At 40.3% G+C, this 16,134-nt stretch carries 17 protein-coding genes; all 17 read right to left on the bottom strand.

Annotated features, from left to right (window positions below; genetic code table 11):
* Positions 1–47 precede the first annotated feature (47 nt).
* The 17 genes from J2Z34_RS13955 to J2Z34_RS13875 all read right to left on the bottom strand — a co-directional run bounded on the left by J2Z34_RS13955 (position 48) and on the right by J2Z34_RS13875 (position 15,722).
* On the bottom strand, positions 48–1,292 hold the full coding sequence (locus J2Z34_RS13955) for a site-specific DNA-methyltransferase (RefSeq protein ID WP_209460476.1): 1,245 nt from the start codon (positions 1,290–1,292) through the stop codon (positions 48–50).
* On the bottom strand, positions 1,282–1,719 hold the full coding sequence (locus J2Z34_RS13950) for a sigma-70 region 4 domain-containing protein (RefSeq protein ID WP_209460475.1): 438 nt from the start codon (positions 1,717–1,719) through the stop codon (positions 1,282–1,284). Before J2Z34_RS13950 ends, J2Z34_RS13955 begins: the two co-directional genes overlap by 11 nt.
* A gap of 267 nt (positions 1,720–1,986) precedes the next feature.
* On the bottom strand, positions 1,987–2,151 hold the full coding sequence (locus J2Z34_RS17900) for an HNH endonuclease (protein WP_342453191.1): 165 nt from the start codon (positions 2,149–2,151) through the stop codon (positions 1,987–1,989).
* Between the two features lie 449 nt (positions 2,152–2,600).
* Positions 2,601–3,080, bottom strand: a complete 480-nt coding sequence (locus tag J2Z34_RS13940) for an RNA polymerase subunit sigma-24 (RefSeq protein ID WP_209460473.1) — start codon at positions 3,078–3,080, stop codon at positions 2,601–2,603.
* On the bottom strand, positions 3,071–3,283 hold the full coding sequence (locus J2Z34_RS13935) for a VRR-NUC domain-containing protein (RefSeq protein WP_245250782.1): 213 nt from the start codon (positions 3,281–3,283) through the stop codon (positions 3,071–3,073). The genes J2Z34_RS13940 and J2Z34_RS13935 overlap by 10 nt, the downstream gene beginning before the upstream one ends.
* A gap of 264 nt (positions 3,284–3,547) precedes the next feature.
* Entirely contained in the window at positions 3,548–6,460 is a 2,913-nt protein-coding gene (locus J2Z34_RS13930) for a DUF927 domain-containing protein (RefSeq protein ID WP_209460471.1), read from the bottom strand.
* Positions 6,426–6,905, bottom strand: coding sequence for a DUF7768 domain-containing protein (locus tag J2Z34_RS13925; protein WP_245250780.1), 480 nt, complete (start codon positions 6,903–6,905; stop codon positions 6,426–6,428). The genes J2Z34_RS13930 and J2Z34_RS13925 overlap by 35 nt, the downstream gene beginning before the upstream one ends.
* On the bottom strand, positions 6,893–7,078 hold the full coding sequence (locus tag J2Z34_RS13920) for a hypothetical protein (RefSeq protein WP_209460470.1): 186 nt from the start codon (positions 7,076–7,078) through the stop codon (positions 6,893–6,895). The genes J2Z34_RS13925 and J2Z34_RS13920 overlap by 13 nt, the downstream gene beginning before the upstream one ends.
* A complete protein-coding gene (locus J2Z34_RS13915; protein WP_209460469.1) occupies positions 7,075–8,997 on the bottom strand; it encodes a bifunctional 3'-5' exonuclease/DNA polymerase in 1,923 nt (640 codons plus the stop codon). The genes J2Z34_RS13920 and J2Z34_RS13915 overlap by 4 nt, the downstream gene beginning before the upstream one ends.
* 53 nt (positions 8,998–9,050) lie before the next feature.
* The gene (locus tag J2Z34_RS13910) at positions 9,051–9,812 is read right to left on the bottom strand and encodes a hypothetical protein (protein WP_209460468.1); all 762 of its coding nucleotides are present in this window, start codon (positions 9,810–9,812) and stop codon (positions 9,051–9,053) included.
* A 111-nt stretch (positions 9,813–9,923) separates the two neighbouring features.
* Positions 9,924–10,319, bottom strand: coding sequence for a gp33 family protein (locus tag J2Z34_RS13905; RefSeq protein ID WP_425348051.1), 396 nt, complete (start codon positions 10,317–10,319; stop codon positions 9,924–9,926).
* A 27-nt stretch (positions 10,320–10,346) separates the two neighbouring features.
* Positions 10,347–11,630 (bottom strand): DEAD/DEAH box helicase, encoded by a 1,284-nt coding sequence (locus tag J2Z34_RS13900; protein ID WP_209460467.1) that lies wholly within the window; start codon positions 11,628–11,630, stop codon positions 10,347–10,349.
* 631 nt (positions 11,631–12,261) lie between these two features.
* On the bottom strand, positions 12,262–13,107 hold the full coding sequence (locus J2Z34_RS13895; RefSeq protein WP_342453190.1) for an ATP-binding protein: 846 nt from the start codon (positions 13,105–13,107) through the stop codon (positions 12,262–12,264).
* A gap of 2 nt (positions 13,108–13,109) precedes the next feature.
* A complete protein-coding gene (locus tag J2Z34_RS13890; protein WP_209460466.1) occupies positions 13,110–13,742 on the bottom strand; it encodes a hypothetical protein in 633 nt (210 codons plus the stop codon).
* A gap of 117 nt (positions 13,743–13,859) precedes the next feature.
* Positions 13,860–14,111: a hypothetical protein gene (locus J2Z34_RS13885; RefSeq protein ID WP_209460465.1), complete on the bottom strand. Its 252-nt coding sequence runs from the start codon at positions 14,109–14,111 to the stop codon at positions 13,860–13,862.
* Between the two features lie 98 nt (positions 14,112–14,209).
* Positions 14,210–14,728, bottom strand: a complete 519-nt coding sequence (locus tag J2Z34_RS13880; RefSeq protein ID WP_209460464.1) for a hypothetical protein — start codon at positions 14,726–14,728, stop codon at positions 14,210–14,212.
* 37 nt (positions 14,729–14,765) lie between these two features.
* On the bottom strand, positions 14,766–15,722 hold the full coding sequence (locus tag J2Z34_RS13875) for a restriction endonuclease (RefSeq protein ID WP_245250779.1): 957 nt from the start codon (positions 15,720–15,722) through the stop codon (positions 14,766–14,768).
* Positions 15,723–16,134: the final 412 nt, after the last annotated feature.

Here is a 16,134-nt window from a genome sequence, read left to right as displayed (position 1 = left end):
CTTGGTAGTGTATATATCACTCTAAACACAGGTTATAGCAAGTTAATTCATGACTTACCTGGCAGTTCTTTTACAACTTCGGAGAACTTGATCTTATTACCATCCTTCAGGAGGAACACCTCATTATCTGATCCGGTAGCCTCGATAAATCGCTTGATTGTTACTGATGCGTACTTGGGATCAACCTCCATCCCGTACCCTACACGGTCAGTCTGCTCACAAGCAATTATTGTACTTCCACTACCTGAGAAAGTATCAAGGACAATACCATTGACCTGTGAGCTGTTCTTAATTGGATAGCATAGAAGTGGGATTGGTTTCATAGTGCAATGGATGTCGTTCTTCTTAGGTTTATCATAATTCCAGATGGTGCTCTGTGACCTGTCGCTGTACCACCGGTGCTTACCACCTTTAGTCCATCCATAGATGACTGGTTCATGTCCCCACTGATATGGTGATCGTCCTAATGTGAATGTGTTCTTTGCCCATATACATACTCCGCTTAAATGAAATCCTGCTTCGATGAAAGCTTTTCTGAAATTCAAACCTTCAGTGTCTGCATGGAATACATATGCTGATCCACCCGGTTCAAGGTGGGAAGTCATGTTCTTAAATGCGGAGAGTAGGAATTCAAAGAAATCTTTGTCCTGCATGCTGTCGTTCTCAATCTTCAGTCCATTGGAGCCTTCGTAAGAGATATTGTAAGGCGGGTCCGTAACTACAAGGTTCGCTGTCTTCCCATCCATTAGCTTAGCTACATCTTCTGGCTTGGTGGCATCTCCACACATGATCCTATGCCTACCTAACTGCCAAACCTCTCCAAGCTTAACAAATGTTGCTTCCTCCAGAGCCTTAGTCACATCATAGTCATCATCTTTGACATCTTTGTCGTGGAGCTTAGTAAACAGCTCATCTATCTCTGGTGGATCGAATCCAGTGAACTTAAGATCATAATCGAGACCTTCAAGGTCCTTGAGAAGATCAGCGAGTAGGCTCTCATCCCAGAAACCTGATACCTTATTCAAAGCTACATTAAGTGCCTTCTCCTTTGTCTTATCTATGTCGATGACCACGCAATCAATCTCCTCGACTCCGAGAGTCTTAAGAACCGAGATCCTTTGATGGCCACCAATGACTGTCCTGTCTTTATTGACTATCACAGGGTCAACATAACCGAACTCCTTTATGCTATTCTTGATTTTTTCAAACTCACTGTCACCAGGCTTCAGCTTCTTCCTGGGATTGTAACTGGCTGGTATTAGCTCATCTATTCTTAGTTTCTTAAACTCCATTCTCATCTCTCCAAAATCTAGATTTGATATAACAGTTATGGCTGCAGTACTTTCTGTCAGAGCTTCCATAGCTCTCAAATTCAGTTCCGCAGTGGCCACAGGTTATCTTCTTGAATGCTGTCTCCTTAGGCTTCCGGTACGCTGGGTGGAGCTGCCACCAGTTCCGACGACACACTTCCGAGCAGAACTTACGCTTTCTCCCAGTTGATGACTGAGTAAGCTTTTTATTGCAGTGCCTGCAGATCAGGGATGAATTCTTCTGTTCCTCAAGGTTCAATGTCACAACAACCGAACTGCCACCAATGCCATGCCTCTGGCAGAAGCTTCGCACATTGTTCCGGTTCATTCCCATTGCTGCTGCGATTGCCTTGTATCCGAAGCCATTTACCCTTAGTTCAGTTATCTTTTGTCGTTCTTCATCAGTCATGTTCTTCACCTCACCAGAAACAAAAAACGCCTCGGTTGGCTCACTTCTGAGCTCACCTTAGCGTCCTAACATAGGGTTTTTATCTTGAACTATTACGCAAAACTTCAAATTTCAAATGTCTTGTACCACAAGGCTTAAGGTTAATTCCAACACCATTTTGCGATACCCCCCTTATGAAATTTCGCGAAAATTCACGCGTTGGGAACGCGCGTTCGAAACCCATTGAGCCCCAAGGGTTTTCAACCCCCTACCCCTCATGTAACGATTTCAGTATTTGTATAAAATATGCATATCTTCTACTCGCGTTTTTCGATTGTGACACCGAGTGCATAATGGTTGCCAGTTGGTCTCATCCCAGAAGAGGATCATATCACCTCGATGAGGTATGATGTGATCAACCACAGTTGCCTTGGTCAGTGACCCAACCTGCATGCACCTTACACACAGAGGGTGTGACTCAAGGTACTTCTTCTTAACCTTACGCCACCTGCCATCATAGCCTTTGTCTGTTGAGCTTAGCACGGTTGCTGCAGACTGCTTGGCATGAACATCGCAGTACTTGCCTGCAGTGAGCAGCGGACAACCAGGCTGCTTACAGGGCTTCATTGTTTTCCTTGGCATACAGCTTCCTCCCTAAAGTTAAAGCCCTGAGATTACTCTCAAGGCTTATTTAAATTCTTTCACAATTACATATTATCACAGCTTGGAGTGTCTTTTAGTGTCCTCTTAGTGTCCAGTTTTGCTTGTTAACTCACAAATGAGACTTCTTCCCCAAAAATAAAGCCCTGAGATTACTCTCAAGGCTTATTTAAATTCTTTCACAATTACATATTATCACAGCTTGGGGTGTCTTTTAGTGTCCTCTTAGTGTCCAGTTTTATTCAAACACTATTTCTCATTGTCTCGTTTTCAGTAAGAATGGCATTCACAGTGTTTGATACACGAATATGCTTCTCCAGCACCTTCTCAGCCTCACTCAACGCTCGATTATGAAGTTTCAAAATCCATCTTACATGGTATCCAAGCAACTCTGAGATTTCATCCCATTGTTTGTTCTTGATATACCTGAAGTCAATTATTGCCCTATGAAGCGGATCTTCAATCTCTAGGACGAATAACTCCATCTCGTTCTTTAGTTCATAAAGCTTGTCGATATCCCTATTTATTTCTTGTTCAAGCATCACCATCTTCACAATGGTATTCTCCATTGGACTTTTCTGTTTACTCGAACTTACCCGATCTTCTCTAAGACTTGATGTTATTCGCATTGTTCTAGCTTTCAACTCTTCTTTCTGACTCAGCTTCATGTTGATCTTCTGGTCCAGAAAGTACGCTTGACTCAAATATTTTTTCACATCCATTCGCATTCCTCCAAGTTTTTCAAGATTGCTCTCACTTCATCCAAACTTGTAACTTTGTAAGCTTTGCCGCCAGCCTCATTTATCTTTTCAAGAGAAACTGACTGCAGTTTGGTTAGTCTTCCCTTCTCTGTTTTAACTTCAAAGGCCACAAAGTTTCCTCTGTAACAACAGATGATGTCAGGGATTCCAGTAGTTCCGTACATACCACCATGCTCCTTCCAACAGAAGCATTTAGGTTGAGACTTAAGGTATTTAAGGATTTTCGCCACGACCTGTTTTTCTAACATATATTATTAATTATCCTTTATTATTATATATATGTTTCCTCTGTTACCTCATTTTATGTGTACACACACCTCGTATAGGAGCACATTAAATTACACGTACGTTTTATCTAATCATACATATATATACTTATGTGTCCGGAAAAACATGGAAACAAAGGAAACAACGGTAACATTCTGTGGTTATTTTTCAGTTTTTACGATGAGTGGAACTGCATTTTCTTCACTCGGATCCAATTGAATCTCAATGACTTTGCACGATTTTCCATTGATTCTTTTTTGATACTGCATCCTGGTGTTCCCTTTTGCATCCTTGCGCGTGGTGATATACCCTCTGTCCTTAAAACCTCTGATCACTTTGCTGTAATCGAACCCTACTTCCTCCAACGCAGCCCTTAAAAATGCTGGAATTATGTAGTAAGTTGAGCCGTTGCAGATGCCATATGTAACTTGCGTATCGTTTGTAAATCTGGCGGTATTGCTCACAAGCCAGCCTTCAACATACTCCCAAGCTCTCTCTATTGTATCCACTTTTTCCAGTTGCCTATTGTTAGTGAGAGCAGCATATCCCAATAGGACCGCTTGATTCCATGCTTCATCGATAGATATTCCAAACACTGCGACTGATGACAGATAATCACCGAGGCAAACTACAGCCACATTATCAAGCTGACTATTTGCTTTACTCTTTTCTTTCTGGTGGTAATATGAGCTAATGTCATCTCGAAGCTTTGTGTATTCGTCTTTTAGCTGGTTCTTGCCTTTACCATAATTCAAAAGAATGTGGCGAAGATATTCCTCTCCACCATAACCGAAGTTATTCTCGCTTATTATGTGGAGTTCATGAGCGAAGTCTTCATCATCCACAGGTTTTGAATAAAGTTCAAGGACCCTGGACAAGACTCCATCGTTGGAGTTCTCCTTTGAAATAGGCTGTTCACCGGTGGTTACTACGATATTGTTCCATTCGGTTTTATCTTGAAGCCCACCTTCTTTTGCTCCTCTTAACCTACCAAATCCCATGGATAGCCCATAGATTATTGTCTCCGCTGATATTCTTCTATCATTCAGCACTTGCAGTTCATCGATGGCAAAGGGTAGATTATTGAGCGCTCCTGCCATTCTCTCAAGACCTACTGATGTAGCGTTAAAACTCGCCAGAAGCACCTTTGGATCACCCCAAACACTTAAGCCAAGCTTTACTGCAGCAGTCTTACCACTCTTTGAATCATGCCATATATGCACAAAGAAGATCCTATGCTTCAGTGGCTCAAGTAATGGTGATGCAAAAGATGCTGATATTAGAAACCTAGCAATAGGGTTCTCTCTCGCCTTTAGCACGTTCTCTTTCCAGAGCTCATAGCTGCCGTCCTTGTGCATAGCTGCCATTATGTCTGTTCCTTCCTTGCTGGTGCTGTCATAGATGACTTCATCTTTTGTTACGAATGGATAGAATTGATTGCATTTATCAAACCAACCAATCCTAGAAATGGACTTAGTTATTGGTATTCCTTCGGCATTCCTTAGGTCATAATCCCACAGATACTTTACAAGATCTCCTGATGAGTCAGAGCTTACTTGTATGCCATTGTCCGCAAATTTCATTATGGAATTCTTGTTGAAGACCTGGGACGGTGAAGTTATTATTCGCTTCCATTTTCTGTTGTTAAAGTATGCCAGCTCCACCTTCGAAGAGTTATCATCGATGTTCTCAAACTTCCTGGAGATGACAATAGGCGAGGGACATATTGTTGATACAACTGTCCCCCCGCTCGTAGTTGAATATTTTCTAACACCATTCTTCAAGGTTACATCCCATCCATGTGGTTGGATTGCTCCTCTTAGGTCTATACCATCAAGTTTTAATGGTTTGTCAGCATCAGGATCCATTACGAATCCTGCTTCTTTATTTGCAGCTTTGAGTGCATTTTCAAAATCTCTGATGCTAACCTTGTTCTTTAGTTTCTGCTTGTACTTCGTATACTCAGCAGGTAGGCTTTTCTTAGCGTAGGCCATAGCCTTAATATTCTGCTCTGAAAACACCTCGTCTATGTCTACATTCTCTTTAGCAACCAGTTCTTTGACCAGCTCCTCCATGGACTGAGAACCATGAACTATGGGAGCTTTGACTGTGCACTTTGGATTACAGGTGAAACCTAGGGTCTCTTGTACGTAACTGCAAGTGTGTGGCTTATCTTCTTTCAGTGCTCGTCGGATTCTCTTCTCCGTTTCAGTCTTATCGTATTTGGGATAGTCCTTGCTGTATTCGTGAACTACTCCATCTCCATCTTTAGTTAGCGAAAGGTTGCTGATCATTGCATGCCAGTATGGCTCTGGGAGGGTTTTAGCTTTATCCCTGCAATGCCTTATGAAGCTACACTTCTCAGTGACCCTTTCTGCTGAAGCCTCGGAGGTTCTTTTTACTGATGTTCGTTCCTCAACTGGCTTATGTGTTGAACTGTATTTCTTGAAGGTATCGATACTGTACCTTGTTCCATTTGATTCTATGACCTTGCATTCAGTCTTATTCTCTAGTTTGTGATTTAGTGTTCCTGGAAACCTTAGCATTCTTGCAATGTCATATACTGAATCGATTCTCCACCCTAAGATCTTAGCTCTTTCATTGATGTGTTTACCCCAGCTGGAAACTATGTCCTTGATCTGCTCCATTTCCTGCTTTGAACTAATGATAAATGGTTCATTGAGGAGCCAGTATACATGCATACCATTTCCTGACCAAACAATTATGCTTGGTTTCACTGGAAGGCTACCCATGAACTGAAGTGCAATTTCCCTAGTTTCAGGGAGAGCAGTCTCTGCATGAGCTGCTCCCTTTACATCGATATCTGCATAGAGCACATTAACTGAATGGATATCATGATCACTGCCTCTTAGTCCTAAGCCAAGCTGCTTTTTTCGTAGGTTCACTCCGAAGAAAGTGTTGGTTTTCTTTCCAAGCTCTGCTGCTTTTTTCTCTGCCTTATCAAGCTCATTTACCTTGAACCAGAAAGTTTCTTTTTCAGGGATAGTATTCAGTGTTATATACCCGTCTTTACAACCTTTATATATTTCCCTTAAAAACCCTTGATTGACCATTGTATCCCTCCCCTGCAACCTTCTCACCGATTCTGTTTGTCTCCTCACACAGATCATTGAAGTACCTGATCTTCATGTTCTTTTGTTCTGCTCTCTCAATCTCTTTCACCATCCCGGGAGAGCGTTTGTTTCCAAACACCCAGATCTCCCTGCACTTTGAAAGGAGTACTATTCCCATGAAGAGAGCATCTTCCCTTTCTTCAGGTTGATTATCATCCATGAATTGAGGGAACAGAAGGTGAGGAGCTATTGGGATCACACCCTTAGTCACAGCGAACCTGCTGTATCTCCTGGCACGTTCAACATTGGTAGCAGTATCGCCAGCGAATGGTGAGCATATGTAGACCACAGGTTTGAATCTTCGTTCCTTCTCAATCTTAACCAGGGCAGCGTATGCTGTTGGATCTATGTAGTGTTCCGTATTGTATAGATTTATGCGTTCCATTTTATCAACTCCATGTCTATTGTTCTTTCTCGCTCCAGGACCTTCTGTAAGCCTCTCATGGCTCCATCAAGGTCTCCTGCAAGAGCTTGTCCTCTTATGGTTTTGTATGTTTGCTTTGGGATACTACACTTGTAGCTCTCAAGGTCTTTTATGAATTTCTTACGTTCTATCATCCTAGCTCCTCCATGCTTCCAAATCGGTCTCCTATGGCTCCTTCAGCTACGATCGGCACATCGAATCCCTCAAAAGGAACTATCTCCATGCAGTCTTTTACGAAGTTATATGCCTCTTGTACCTTATTCTCTGGTACTTCGAATACAAGCTCGTCGTGTATTGTAAGTAGCGGCCTGATGTAAGGTCTCTCGTTTAGACCTTCTATAAGTCTACTCATTGAGAGCTTAAGTATATCTGCTGCTGTGCCCTGTATCGGCGTGTTTAAGGCGCACCTCTCCCAATAGGACCTGACACCCCACTCAGTACTCAGGATGCCTTTTAGGTACCTTCTACGGCCAAGGGCAGTCTCACTGTATCTTTTGTGCTTAGCCATTCTTTTTGTGTCATTCTGCCACCTGGTTAGTCCAGGATAACCTGACTTCAGGTTGTTTATTATCTTGGCACATTCTTCTTCGGTCTTTATTAGCCCTGCTTTGAACTGCAGGTTACGCTGTAGTCCCTTTGGATAAAGGCCATAAAACACTCCGAAATTAGAATTTTTGGCTATGCTTCGTCTTTCCTTGTAGTCATTGTGTCCGGTATCCACAGCCTCCTCAAACGGTATGCTGTAGATAACCGATGTAGTTTGAGCGTGAATGTCTCCACCATTACTGTAGGTTTCAAGCATCTTAGCATCACGGCAGTAGTATGCTCCGACCCTTAGCTCAATCTGAGAAAAATCAAGGTCCAAGAACTTGTAGCCATCAGCTGCCTTGAAGAAGTTACGCACTCCCACACGGTCATTGCCCTTTCTGGGTATGTTCTGTAGGTTAGGTTTCCTGCTGGCGAAGCGTCCTGTCTCTGTGCCTAACTGAAAGAAGTTAGGATGTATCCTACCGGTGGCATCATTAACCTGGGTTAAGTAGCCATCTATGTAAGTTGACTTTAGTTTTCCCCATTTCCTAAACTCCATGGTCTTATCAAATAGTGGTGCAAGTTCCGGTCTGTTATCCTTGCTCCAGTCTGCTAGGAGCATCAGAGCTTCGTCGTCTGCAGCCTCGTTAAACTTCTCAGTGGTCTTTAGAACTGGGAGCTCCAGCTCCGTGTACAGAAAGTCCTTGAACTCCTTCGTTGCAGCATTAAGCCCTAGATTGACCTCTCCGATCATATCCGAGATTTCTAGCCTCAACTGGCTTAGCTTCTCTTCAGCCTCTGCCTTCTTCTCAAGCATCAGGTCAATGTCTACCAGAATTCCGTTATGCTTCATCATGCCGACAAAGATTGCTGTTGGCGATTCTACCTTCTCCACAATATATCTATGGCTTGGCATGTACTTATCGAACCACTCGTTGAATAGGTGGTATAGCCTTAAAGTGTAGTCTGAATCTGCACAAGCATAACTGATGGTTTCATCGTGATCTGGATCCAGCTCGTCAAAGTGCCTGCCTGCAGTAACATCAGCGAAGCTTGGCATCTCAATACCAAACATCTCTGGCACCAGTTTCTTAAGTCCACTGTCCTTCAGTTCTCTGAACTCAGTCTCTGTCTTAAGTGTCAACTGGCTAGCTGCTATGGTATCGTAGCAAGGCTCTTGGATCACTGTCCCTTGGTGGTAATAGAACATTGTTTCGAAGGCTAAGTTATGCGCTATTTTTATCCTGTTTTTGTCCGTCAGTATTTTTGCAATATAGGATTCAACATCCTGCATATTTGTAACGTTGTTTCCTCTACCATGGCGAAGGGGCACATAAATTCCAGTTCCTTCGCTGACACTGAATGACACTCCGGTGATGCTTGATTTGTGGGGATCAAGAGCTGCAAGCTCCTCACCTCTATGCTCATCATTAGGCGAGGTCTCAATGTCGAAGGAAAATATCATGCGGTCTCCTATGTATTCTTTTAATTCCTTCAGTGTCCTTACACACTTGTAGTCTGTCATGCTATCTCCTTATAGGAGGAGCAGGCAGCTAACCTGCTCCGTTACAATTCCTCTTATCTGAATTTGTCCAGAATCTCCCCTGTTTCTACGTCTATGAATGGATTCTCATTATCGTCGACACCATCAACTTCGTAGCTGATCTTGCCACTAAGGTATTTGACATCCTCTGAAACTTTCGCCACTATTTTGAGCTCCTCTTCTGTAAGCTTCCTATCAACTGAGAACTGAGCCTGTGAATAAGCTATTCCTCCGCTGTTTGTGACCTTTCTCAGAGTGAACTTAGTAACAACCATTCCTGTTTTCTGACCCTTTCCATAGAGTTTAAGGACGTACCTGTTGAACTCCTTTATGGATCCTGTTGGCAAAGTTATGATCACTGGAAGTATGCTTCCTTCAGTGAGAAGGTATATCCTTCGCCTTTCTTTACATGCTTTGCTGCCGTTCTCTCCGCTTCCAAATTTATTGTACTGGCAAGATGAACATGCTCCTCCTGGTTCTCCTTGACCACTTATTCCATCATAGCTGCCACAATCTGGTGGAAGATTACCTCCTGAATACTTGCTCTTATAAAATGCCTGGACTGGATGATGATAAAGGATGACTGCCTTAAAGGACCTAACCGTAACTGTTTCATTGGAATCATCACCAGGTATCTCAAAAACTGTTGATCCTCCTGTAGGTATCTTTACTCTCTCAAAGCTCAGGTCCATGCCTGCAAGCTCCTCACTCAGGTTATCTGCCAGGTTTACATCCACTAGCTTCAGGAATCCCTCATTTGTTACTGGCACCATGATTTCATTTTCTTTCTCTTTCATTCTTTATGTCCTCCTCACTATAATTAATGCTTCAATGCACTTATTTTCTTCGTTTCTTTGCTTCTTTGCTTCTTTGCTTCTTTGCTTCTTTGTTTCTTTGCATCAGGTGCTTTAAGCCTTCCTGACCCCAACTGTGGTCCTCTCGAATACGTTTACTTTGCCTTCAAGCCAATTGGGTAATAAATCCTCATTTTCTAATATCTGCTCTTTGACGAAGGCAGACAGACTGTTTGCGTTGACAGTCTCAACCACAAGGGATCCATACCCTTGTTTCTTGAGGGCTTCAAAAAGCTCCTCTTTCTTCTCTCCAGCAGCGGATGCGTAGATTTTGGTGTTAAGGTAAAATAGTGTACCGCTGCGATTGAAGCTCTGTGTCTCATTGCTAATCATTAGTTCAGTTAGTCTCTGGTCTGTTTCATCGATTGTTTTGTTAATGAATTTTAGTTCATCCTCCACTTGCTTCTTTACGCTTCTGAGCTCCTTTAGCTTGTCAGATAGTTTGAAAATCTCATTCTCTATGTTCCTCCCCTCCCCTTATGTGATGATGTTCTTCCAGTTGTCCACGATAGAGTGTGCGATATCCTCCTTCTTCTGGAGGGCAGTAAGTACAGTTTCGTCGATAGTTCCTTTAGCAATCAAGTGAATGTACACGCATTTGCTCTTCTGGCCAATCCTATGAATCCTGGCCTTTGCTTGAATGTAGTCTGCGTAGTTGTAGGATAGACTGTAGAAGACGCAGTTGCTTGCTGCAGTCAGGGTTATCCCCATTGACGCGGTTTGTATCTGTCCCAAGAAGACTCTGCATTCTGGGTCCTCCTGGAAGCGCCGGATCTCTTCTGCCCTATCTCTTGTACTTCCGTGGATAGTAGCGTGCCCGACCATTCTGTTTTCAAAGAGCTTTTTGATCTGTTCTATCTCCGGGATGAACCTGGCCATTACAACCAGCTTTTCTCCTGATTCTAGAACTGAGTCCAGGATATCTTCCAGAGCTTCAAGCTTGGCACTTGATACCTGCTCGTATCTCTCTGTTTCATCGTCTGCCCTGATGAATCCTCCGGTCATCTGCTGAAGCCTTAGGATCCTTGTCAGTATGTTTGTGGCTGTTACCTCGCCCTTGGATAATTCCAGGTATGAGTCCTTTACAAACTCTCTGTACTGTCTTAGTGATTTAGGTTCGAGTGTTATGGGATGTATCTCGTCGATTGTCTCTGGAAGGTCCAGAGCGTCCGCCTTTGTTACTCTGTAGGCTATTGAGTGTGCCTTCTCTATGAGCTCTGGCATGTTCTTATAAGCTACAGGTTGGTGGAATGTTCCAAGGGTCGCATACCGGTTCTTGAATGCGTAGAAGGAGCTTCCAAAGATGCTTTCATCCAGCATCTTGTACTGTGAGTAAAGGTCCAGTGGATTCCGAGTTACTGGTGACCCTGTGAGGATCATCCTGTATCTGCATTTCCTAGCAATTCGGTGCACTGCCTTGCTGGTCTTGGCTCCTGGGTTCTTAATCCTTGTTGACTCGTCTGCTATGATGAAGTCCGGTGACCACTTAAGAAGCTCATCCTCGATTAGTGGTACGCTGTCGTAGTTGACTACTGCTACTTGAAGTCCAGCCCCGAAAATTGTTTTCAGTTGCTGCACTTTCTGAAGGCTGCTTCCTGTTAAGATTCGTAGTAGATACGGAATACTTGAGAATTTTACGCACTCCTCCTGCCACACTCCAACGATGGACTTAGGAGCTATGATGAGAGCTCGCTTTATCTTGTTGTTTAGGTATGCTCTTCCTAAAACTGCGATAGTAGTGATTGTCTTGCCGCAGCCCATTTCATTCCATCAAAAGTGCTACGCCTTTTGATTTGGCTTCTTCTTTTGAGATCTTAACCACCTCCCTCAAAGATACCGAGGATTCTGCAGGCTAAGTTGTAGCCGATAATCTGGTGCAAGTATGGTTTGACTTTGATTGGCATTGGCTGCTCCGGCTCCACCTTATGTGGCGTCTTAGTCTTTTGTTCTTGGGTGTAATGGACTTGAGGCCTGTAGTCGCTTCTTAATTCTTTCATTGGTTCCTCTTGGTATCCCATTTCTTGGATACTTGTTATGCTACATTGTAGTCGCATGTCTGAACACGTTGGTATTACTAGGTTTTCATGACATCACCTCCGCATTACAAGAACTTATGTTCCTGAACATATGTTCTATTTTATTGTATCGCGCCTGTCAATAGTTGTAAATCGAACAAGCGAATATTTTTAATAGAAGTTTCGACATCCAGATTCGACACAATAATACGTGGTTTATATAAAAATAAAAGACCTTGCAAATAAAGCAAAGTCGATATATTATACAAATTCATATTACTAGGATTAACTGTTTAGACCACTAATAACCACTTAAGCTTTTATTTCATTGATTGAAGTTATTGTAATACGTTACACATTATTAGCTGTTCCCTATATTAATTCAGAATTGTTAGAATATTGCTAAATAACTCATCATTTCTAACAACTACTATCGCTAACTTTTCTCGAACTCGTGTTAATCCTTGGAAAAGCAATTGCCTATATATATAATCCGGATTTGGATGCTCTTTACCGACTAATTTACCTTCACTATTATAATTAAATATGTTATCCATCACCATTAGTACATTATCGAACTCTTGGCCAATTACATAATGAGTATTATAAAGTGATCTATATACATCATGAGAACATCTACAATAACGCGATGAAGTATAGTTTATAAATGTGTACTTCAATCTCTTAAATTCATTTATGAATAACTTAGCTTCTTCTTCGTCTCTTGCATATCTAATATCCACCGATGGATAACACTCAAATGATTCACCAGCATGCAAATTCATAAGTTTTCTGATAAATGAAGCTATCTCTGGGTTTGATCTTACCTTATTTGATAACTTGAACTCTGAGTAATTTGGTAATTTACTAATTGCTGTAGCAATGTCAGCTTTTCTCTCGGCTTTAGATAATGTTTGGTTTTTATCGTAGGAGAATACAGTCCATAGATTCTGTTCGATAGTCTTTTTAACAACAATCTCGAATTGGCTTTTATAAAAACGATGACTTTCATCTATGAAAACATACTTGTACTGCGAAAAATTGAAAGTAGAACTAATCTCTTTAGCAGAGACAATATCAAGATTAGCTATTTTCAAACTAAGCTCTGTGTGTCCTGAGGTTAAAACTCCACAATGAACCAAACAACACTTCCAATTATCCGCGCAATCTCGTGCAATATCATAGAGTAAAAGCGTTTTTCCTGTGCCTGGATCACCTGTAATCCCTAAAAAGTTAAAATTAGTATCGGTAAATATCTGTTGGATTTTTTTTTGAAATCTTGTTGTTGTGAGGTCAAAAAATATTCTTTTGATAAAAATTTTGTTGGTGTATTTAGAGGTGATACTAGGAAATCAGAGACCCTAAACAATGAATTTATATCCGTATTATAACAATTTGCCATACTACCTAGTAATTTTATTACACTGTGTATAGAATCCTTAGTAACACTATTATCAACTAACCTATATATTTTGTCATCACCACTAATATAGGCAAATTGGAATAGAGGTTTTCCTAAATGCGATAGATAGTATCTATTAGAAATTAACTGCGACTTAATTTTTTCCTCGTCTACATACTGACTTTTCAATTCGATATTTATTACCAGATTATCATCAATTCTTAATAAATCGAATTCTTTCCCAATCTGAGGTATTTCATACGAATAATAGAATTTACCTAAATCTCTATATTGGGCTCCGTTGTTTAGCATGATTTCTACAAAATCAACGAGACTCTTCCTTTCCCAATCCCTAATCGCCAAATCACACTTTCTACCAGATAACTTTTTCTCATACTTTACAAATAGGTTATTATTGACAATTCTAGTGAGTGAAAATAAATTTATTGAATTCATTGTGTACCTCTTCGATTTCTACAATATTAAACACTCTTGTCTTCAATCAAGTTAAAAATGAGTAGTATATTTTCACAAAAAATAATATTTTATAGTTACTTAAGCCACATAATATAACTATTCTACTTTACTCAACTCTGCTAATAGTGATTCGCCATCATGCTCTTCACTGATTTTGTTCATTTTTCTTTTTAGCGCTGAACTTACCTCAACATTAATTAGGTTCTTATATCTTTCACTTTTGCTCGATTCAATAATTGTAAGTAATTTTTTTCCTTGCGGTGATAGCTTACTCTTATCTTCCTTACTAGAGCCTTTCAGCTCATTAATGTGAATGCTTGAAATCTCTATTAAGTCTCCATATTCCAATGACTTAAGTGTTTCTATGTGATTTGATTTAATACTTCTTTTCCTTATAGTGATTTTAGATCGACTGGGATGATTAATGCTCGCACGTCTAGAACTTTTCAATTGAACTCATCATCCTTTCTTAGTAAAAATTCGATTGCTAATTTGTCCAGGTCTATCTTATCAAATTGCTCTCTATTAAGCGTTTCAATTTTATATTCAATTGAATGGTCAGCTGCTTTATCTTTTGTTTCGACTGAGGTTATGCTATCTTTTACTAATTCATATGGAATGACATAGACAATTGGTAGAAAATTCTCAAATTTCGCCGCATTGACAATAGCGATTATCTCTTCTTCCTGCTCCGACGATATTATGTTTTCTTCTCTTTTGTATTTCGCTCCTCGTAAAATCCCAATTTTATTATTATTAATAATAGAGCTGTGTCTATCCATAGTTCTAATATCTCTTAAAAAGTCTTTAGCTATAGTCATTGGGTTAGATGAAGCTGGTTGATCATAACCAAAATCAAATTTTGTTGAACACCATACGTAATGAAACATATTATAGTACTTTTGCGAAATTTTGTATGCTAACTGAGAATTTACAGAATATAGAAAATGAGATTTATCTTTCATAAATACACCTACCAAACTATTGATTCATTACTTTTCCTCAATTATCACTACTGAAATAATCAGTATCAATCCTCTTAATCTCGTACTTATTCTGAACAGATACTCCTAGGCAATGTTCAATCATCAAATCGGCTAATCTGGTGCCATCAACAAGAATTATTTTAGTTGCTAAATGCTTATTTGAAAACTCAAGAGCTTCCTTAGAAAACTTTCCAGTAGTAATAAACAATCCTCGAGATCCACCTTGACCAGATACAGCACCAACGAATTTTTGTATCTCCGGTCTACCAATTGTACTATCTAAACCCCACCTTTTTGCCTGAATATAGATGTTATTAAAACCCAATTTGTCCTCCCTAATGATTCCATCTATACCTTCATCGCCTGACTTACCTACAACATTCCCAGAGCCTTCTATTTGACCACCATAGCCCATCTTATTAAGCAACTCAACCACCAAATACTCAAAAAATGCAGGAGTTTGCTTCATGATTTCTGATAGCAATTCATCGGATAGCTTCTTGTGAATTGATGAGAAAGCTCCATCCATTACCTCTTCCGGAGTTTTTTCATCTATCTCTACTAAGTCTACCTTACTAGTTCCGTTGATAAGCGCTGGTTTTTTGAACTCCTTAAAACTATCATACTTCATAAGATAATCATCAGTAATTTCACCAATATAATTACTTAGAAGACTAGCTCCTTCACTTGTAATATTAAACACACCTCTTGAATGGCTTTCAATCAATCCTGCTTTCTTTAAATATGTTCTGGCCCAACCGATACGATTGTCAAATATTTTTTGTTTTCCACTTGGTAGAACGAGGGACATCTCATCTTCAGTAATACTCATTTTCATTGTGATTGATTTCTTAATCTCAGATAATTCATGGTCTTGGGAATCCTGTAGTATTTCTAAAAAGGTTCTGTACATCTCATAATATTTAGGAATCGGCATATCATCACCCCATAATACTGATACATCACAACTCATCAATTTCGACCATAAGTTTAACACTTGATTTAATCATTCACATACATCATATCACTAATAAAGAGTATTATCATTGATCCATTCAATTTTACATAAACTCAATCGTACCTTTGATAGGTATGTGCATTCTGTATACACATTTCAAGTAAATTTTCTCTCGACGATTACATAATTTTTGTTAATTTCTTATAACTTATGGAAAATGTCTATTGAATCAATACTTGCATGGATTTGAAGCAGGCGTGAATCAACACGTTATCAATAAAGTTGCACACATCTTATTGGAAACTAAATCATATTCATCGAATGAATATGTGTAAATTTAGTGCTAAATGATATATAATTGTAATAGCGTTGAAAAGTGAACAATCTGGAGAAATCTGACAAATTAAAAGGGTGTCCGTTACCAAAG

The sequence above is a fragment of the Youngiibacter multivorans genome, assembly GCF_017873395.1.
Taxonomy (GTDB): domain Bacteria; phylum Bacillota; class Clostridia; order Clostridiales; family Clostridiaceae; genus Youngiibacter; species Youngiibacter multivorans.
This window is presented reverse-complemented; position numbering and strand designations above follow the sequence as displayed.

Bases quoted from the DNA above. Each gene is read 5' to 3' on its own strand.
- J2Z34_RS13955 (WP_209460476.1), bottom strand. From the start codon at position 1,292: ATGGAGTTTAAGAAACTAAGAATAGATGAGCTAATACCAGCCAGTTAC.
- J2Z34_RS13950 (WP_209460475.1), bottom strand. From the start codon at position 1,719: ATGACTGATGAAGAACGACAAAAGATAACTGAACTAAGGGTAAATGGC.
- J2Z34_RS17900 (WP_342453191.1), bottom strand. From the start codon at position 2,151: ATGCAGGTTGGGTCACTGACCAAGGCAACTGTGGTTGATCACATCATA.
- J2Z34_RS13940 (WP_209460473.1), bottom strand. From the start codon at position 3,080: ATGGATGTGAAAAAATATTTGAGTCAAGCGTACTTTCTGGACCAGAAG.
- J2Z34_RS13935 (WP_245250782.1), bottom strand. From the start codon at position 3,283: ATGTACGGAACTACTGGAATCCCTGACATCATCTGTTGTTACAGAGGA.
- J2Z34_RS13930 (WP_209460471.1), bottom strand. From the start codon at position 6,460: ATGGTCAATCAAGGGTTTTTAAGGGAAATATATAAAGGTTGTAAAGAC.
- J2Z34_RS13925 (WP_245250780.1), bottom strand. From the start codon at position 6,905: ATGGAACGCATAAATCTATACAATACGGAACACTACATAGATCCAACA.
- J2Z34_RS13920 (WP_209460470.1), bottom strand. From the start codon at position 7,078: ATGATAGAACGTAAGAAATTCATAAAAGACCTTGAGAGCTACAAGTGT.
- J2Z34_RS13915 (WP_209460469.1), bottom strand. From the start codon at position 8,997: ATGACAGACTACAAGTGTGTAAGGACACTGAAGGAATTAAAAGAATAC.
- J2Z34_RS13910 (WP_209460468.1), bottom strand. From the start codon at position 9,812: ATGAAAGAGAAAGAAAATGAAATCATGGTGCCAGTAACAAATGAGGGA.
- J2Z34_RS13900 (WP_209460467.1), bottom strand. From the start codon at position 11,630: ATGGGCTGCGGCAAGACAATCACTACTATCGCAGTTTTAGGAAGAGCA.
- J2Z34_RS13890 (WP_209460466.1), bottom strand. From the start codon at position 13,742: ATGAATTCAATAAATTTATTTTCACTCACTAGAATTGTCAATAATAAC.
- J2Z34_RS13880 (WP_209460464.1), bottom strand. From the start codon at position 14,728: ATGAAAGATAAATCTCATTTTCTATATTCTGTAAATTCTCAGTTAGCA.
- J2Z34_RS13875 (WP_245250779.1), bottom strand. From the start codon at position 15,722: ATGAGTTGTGATGTATCAGTATTATGGGGTGATGATATGCCGATTCCT.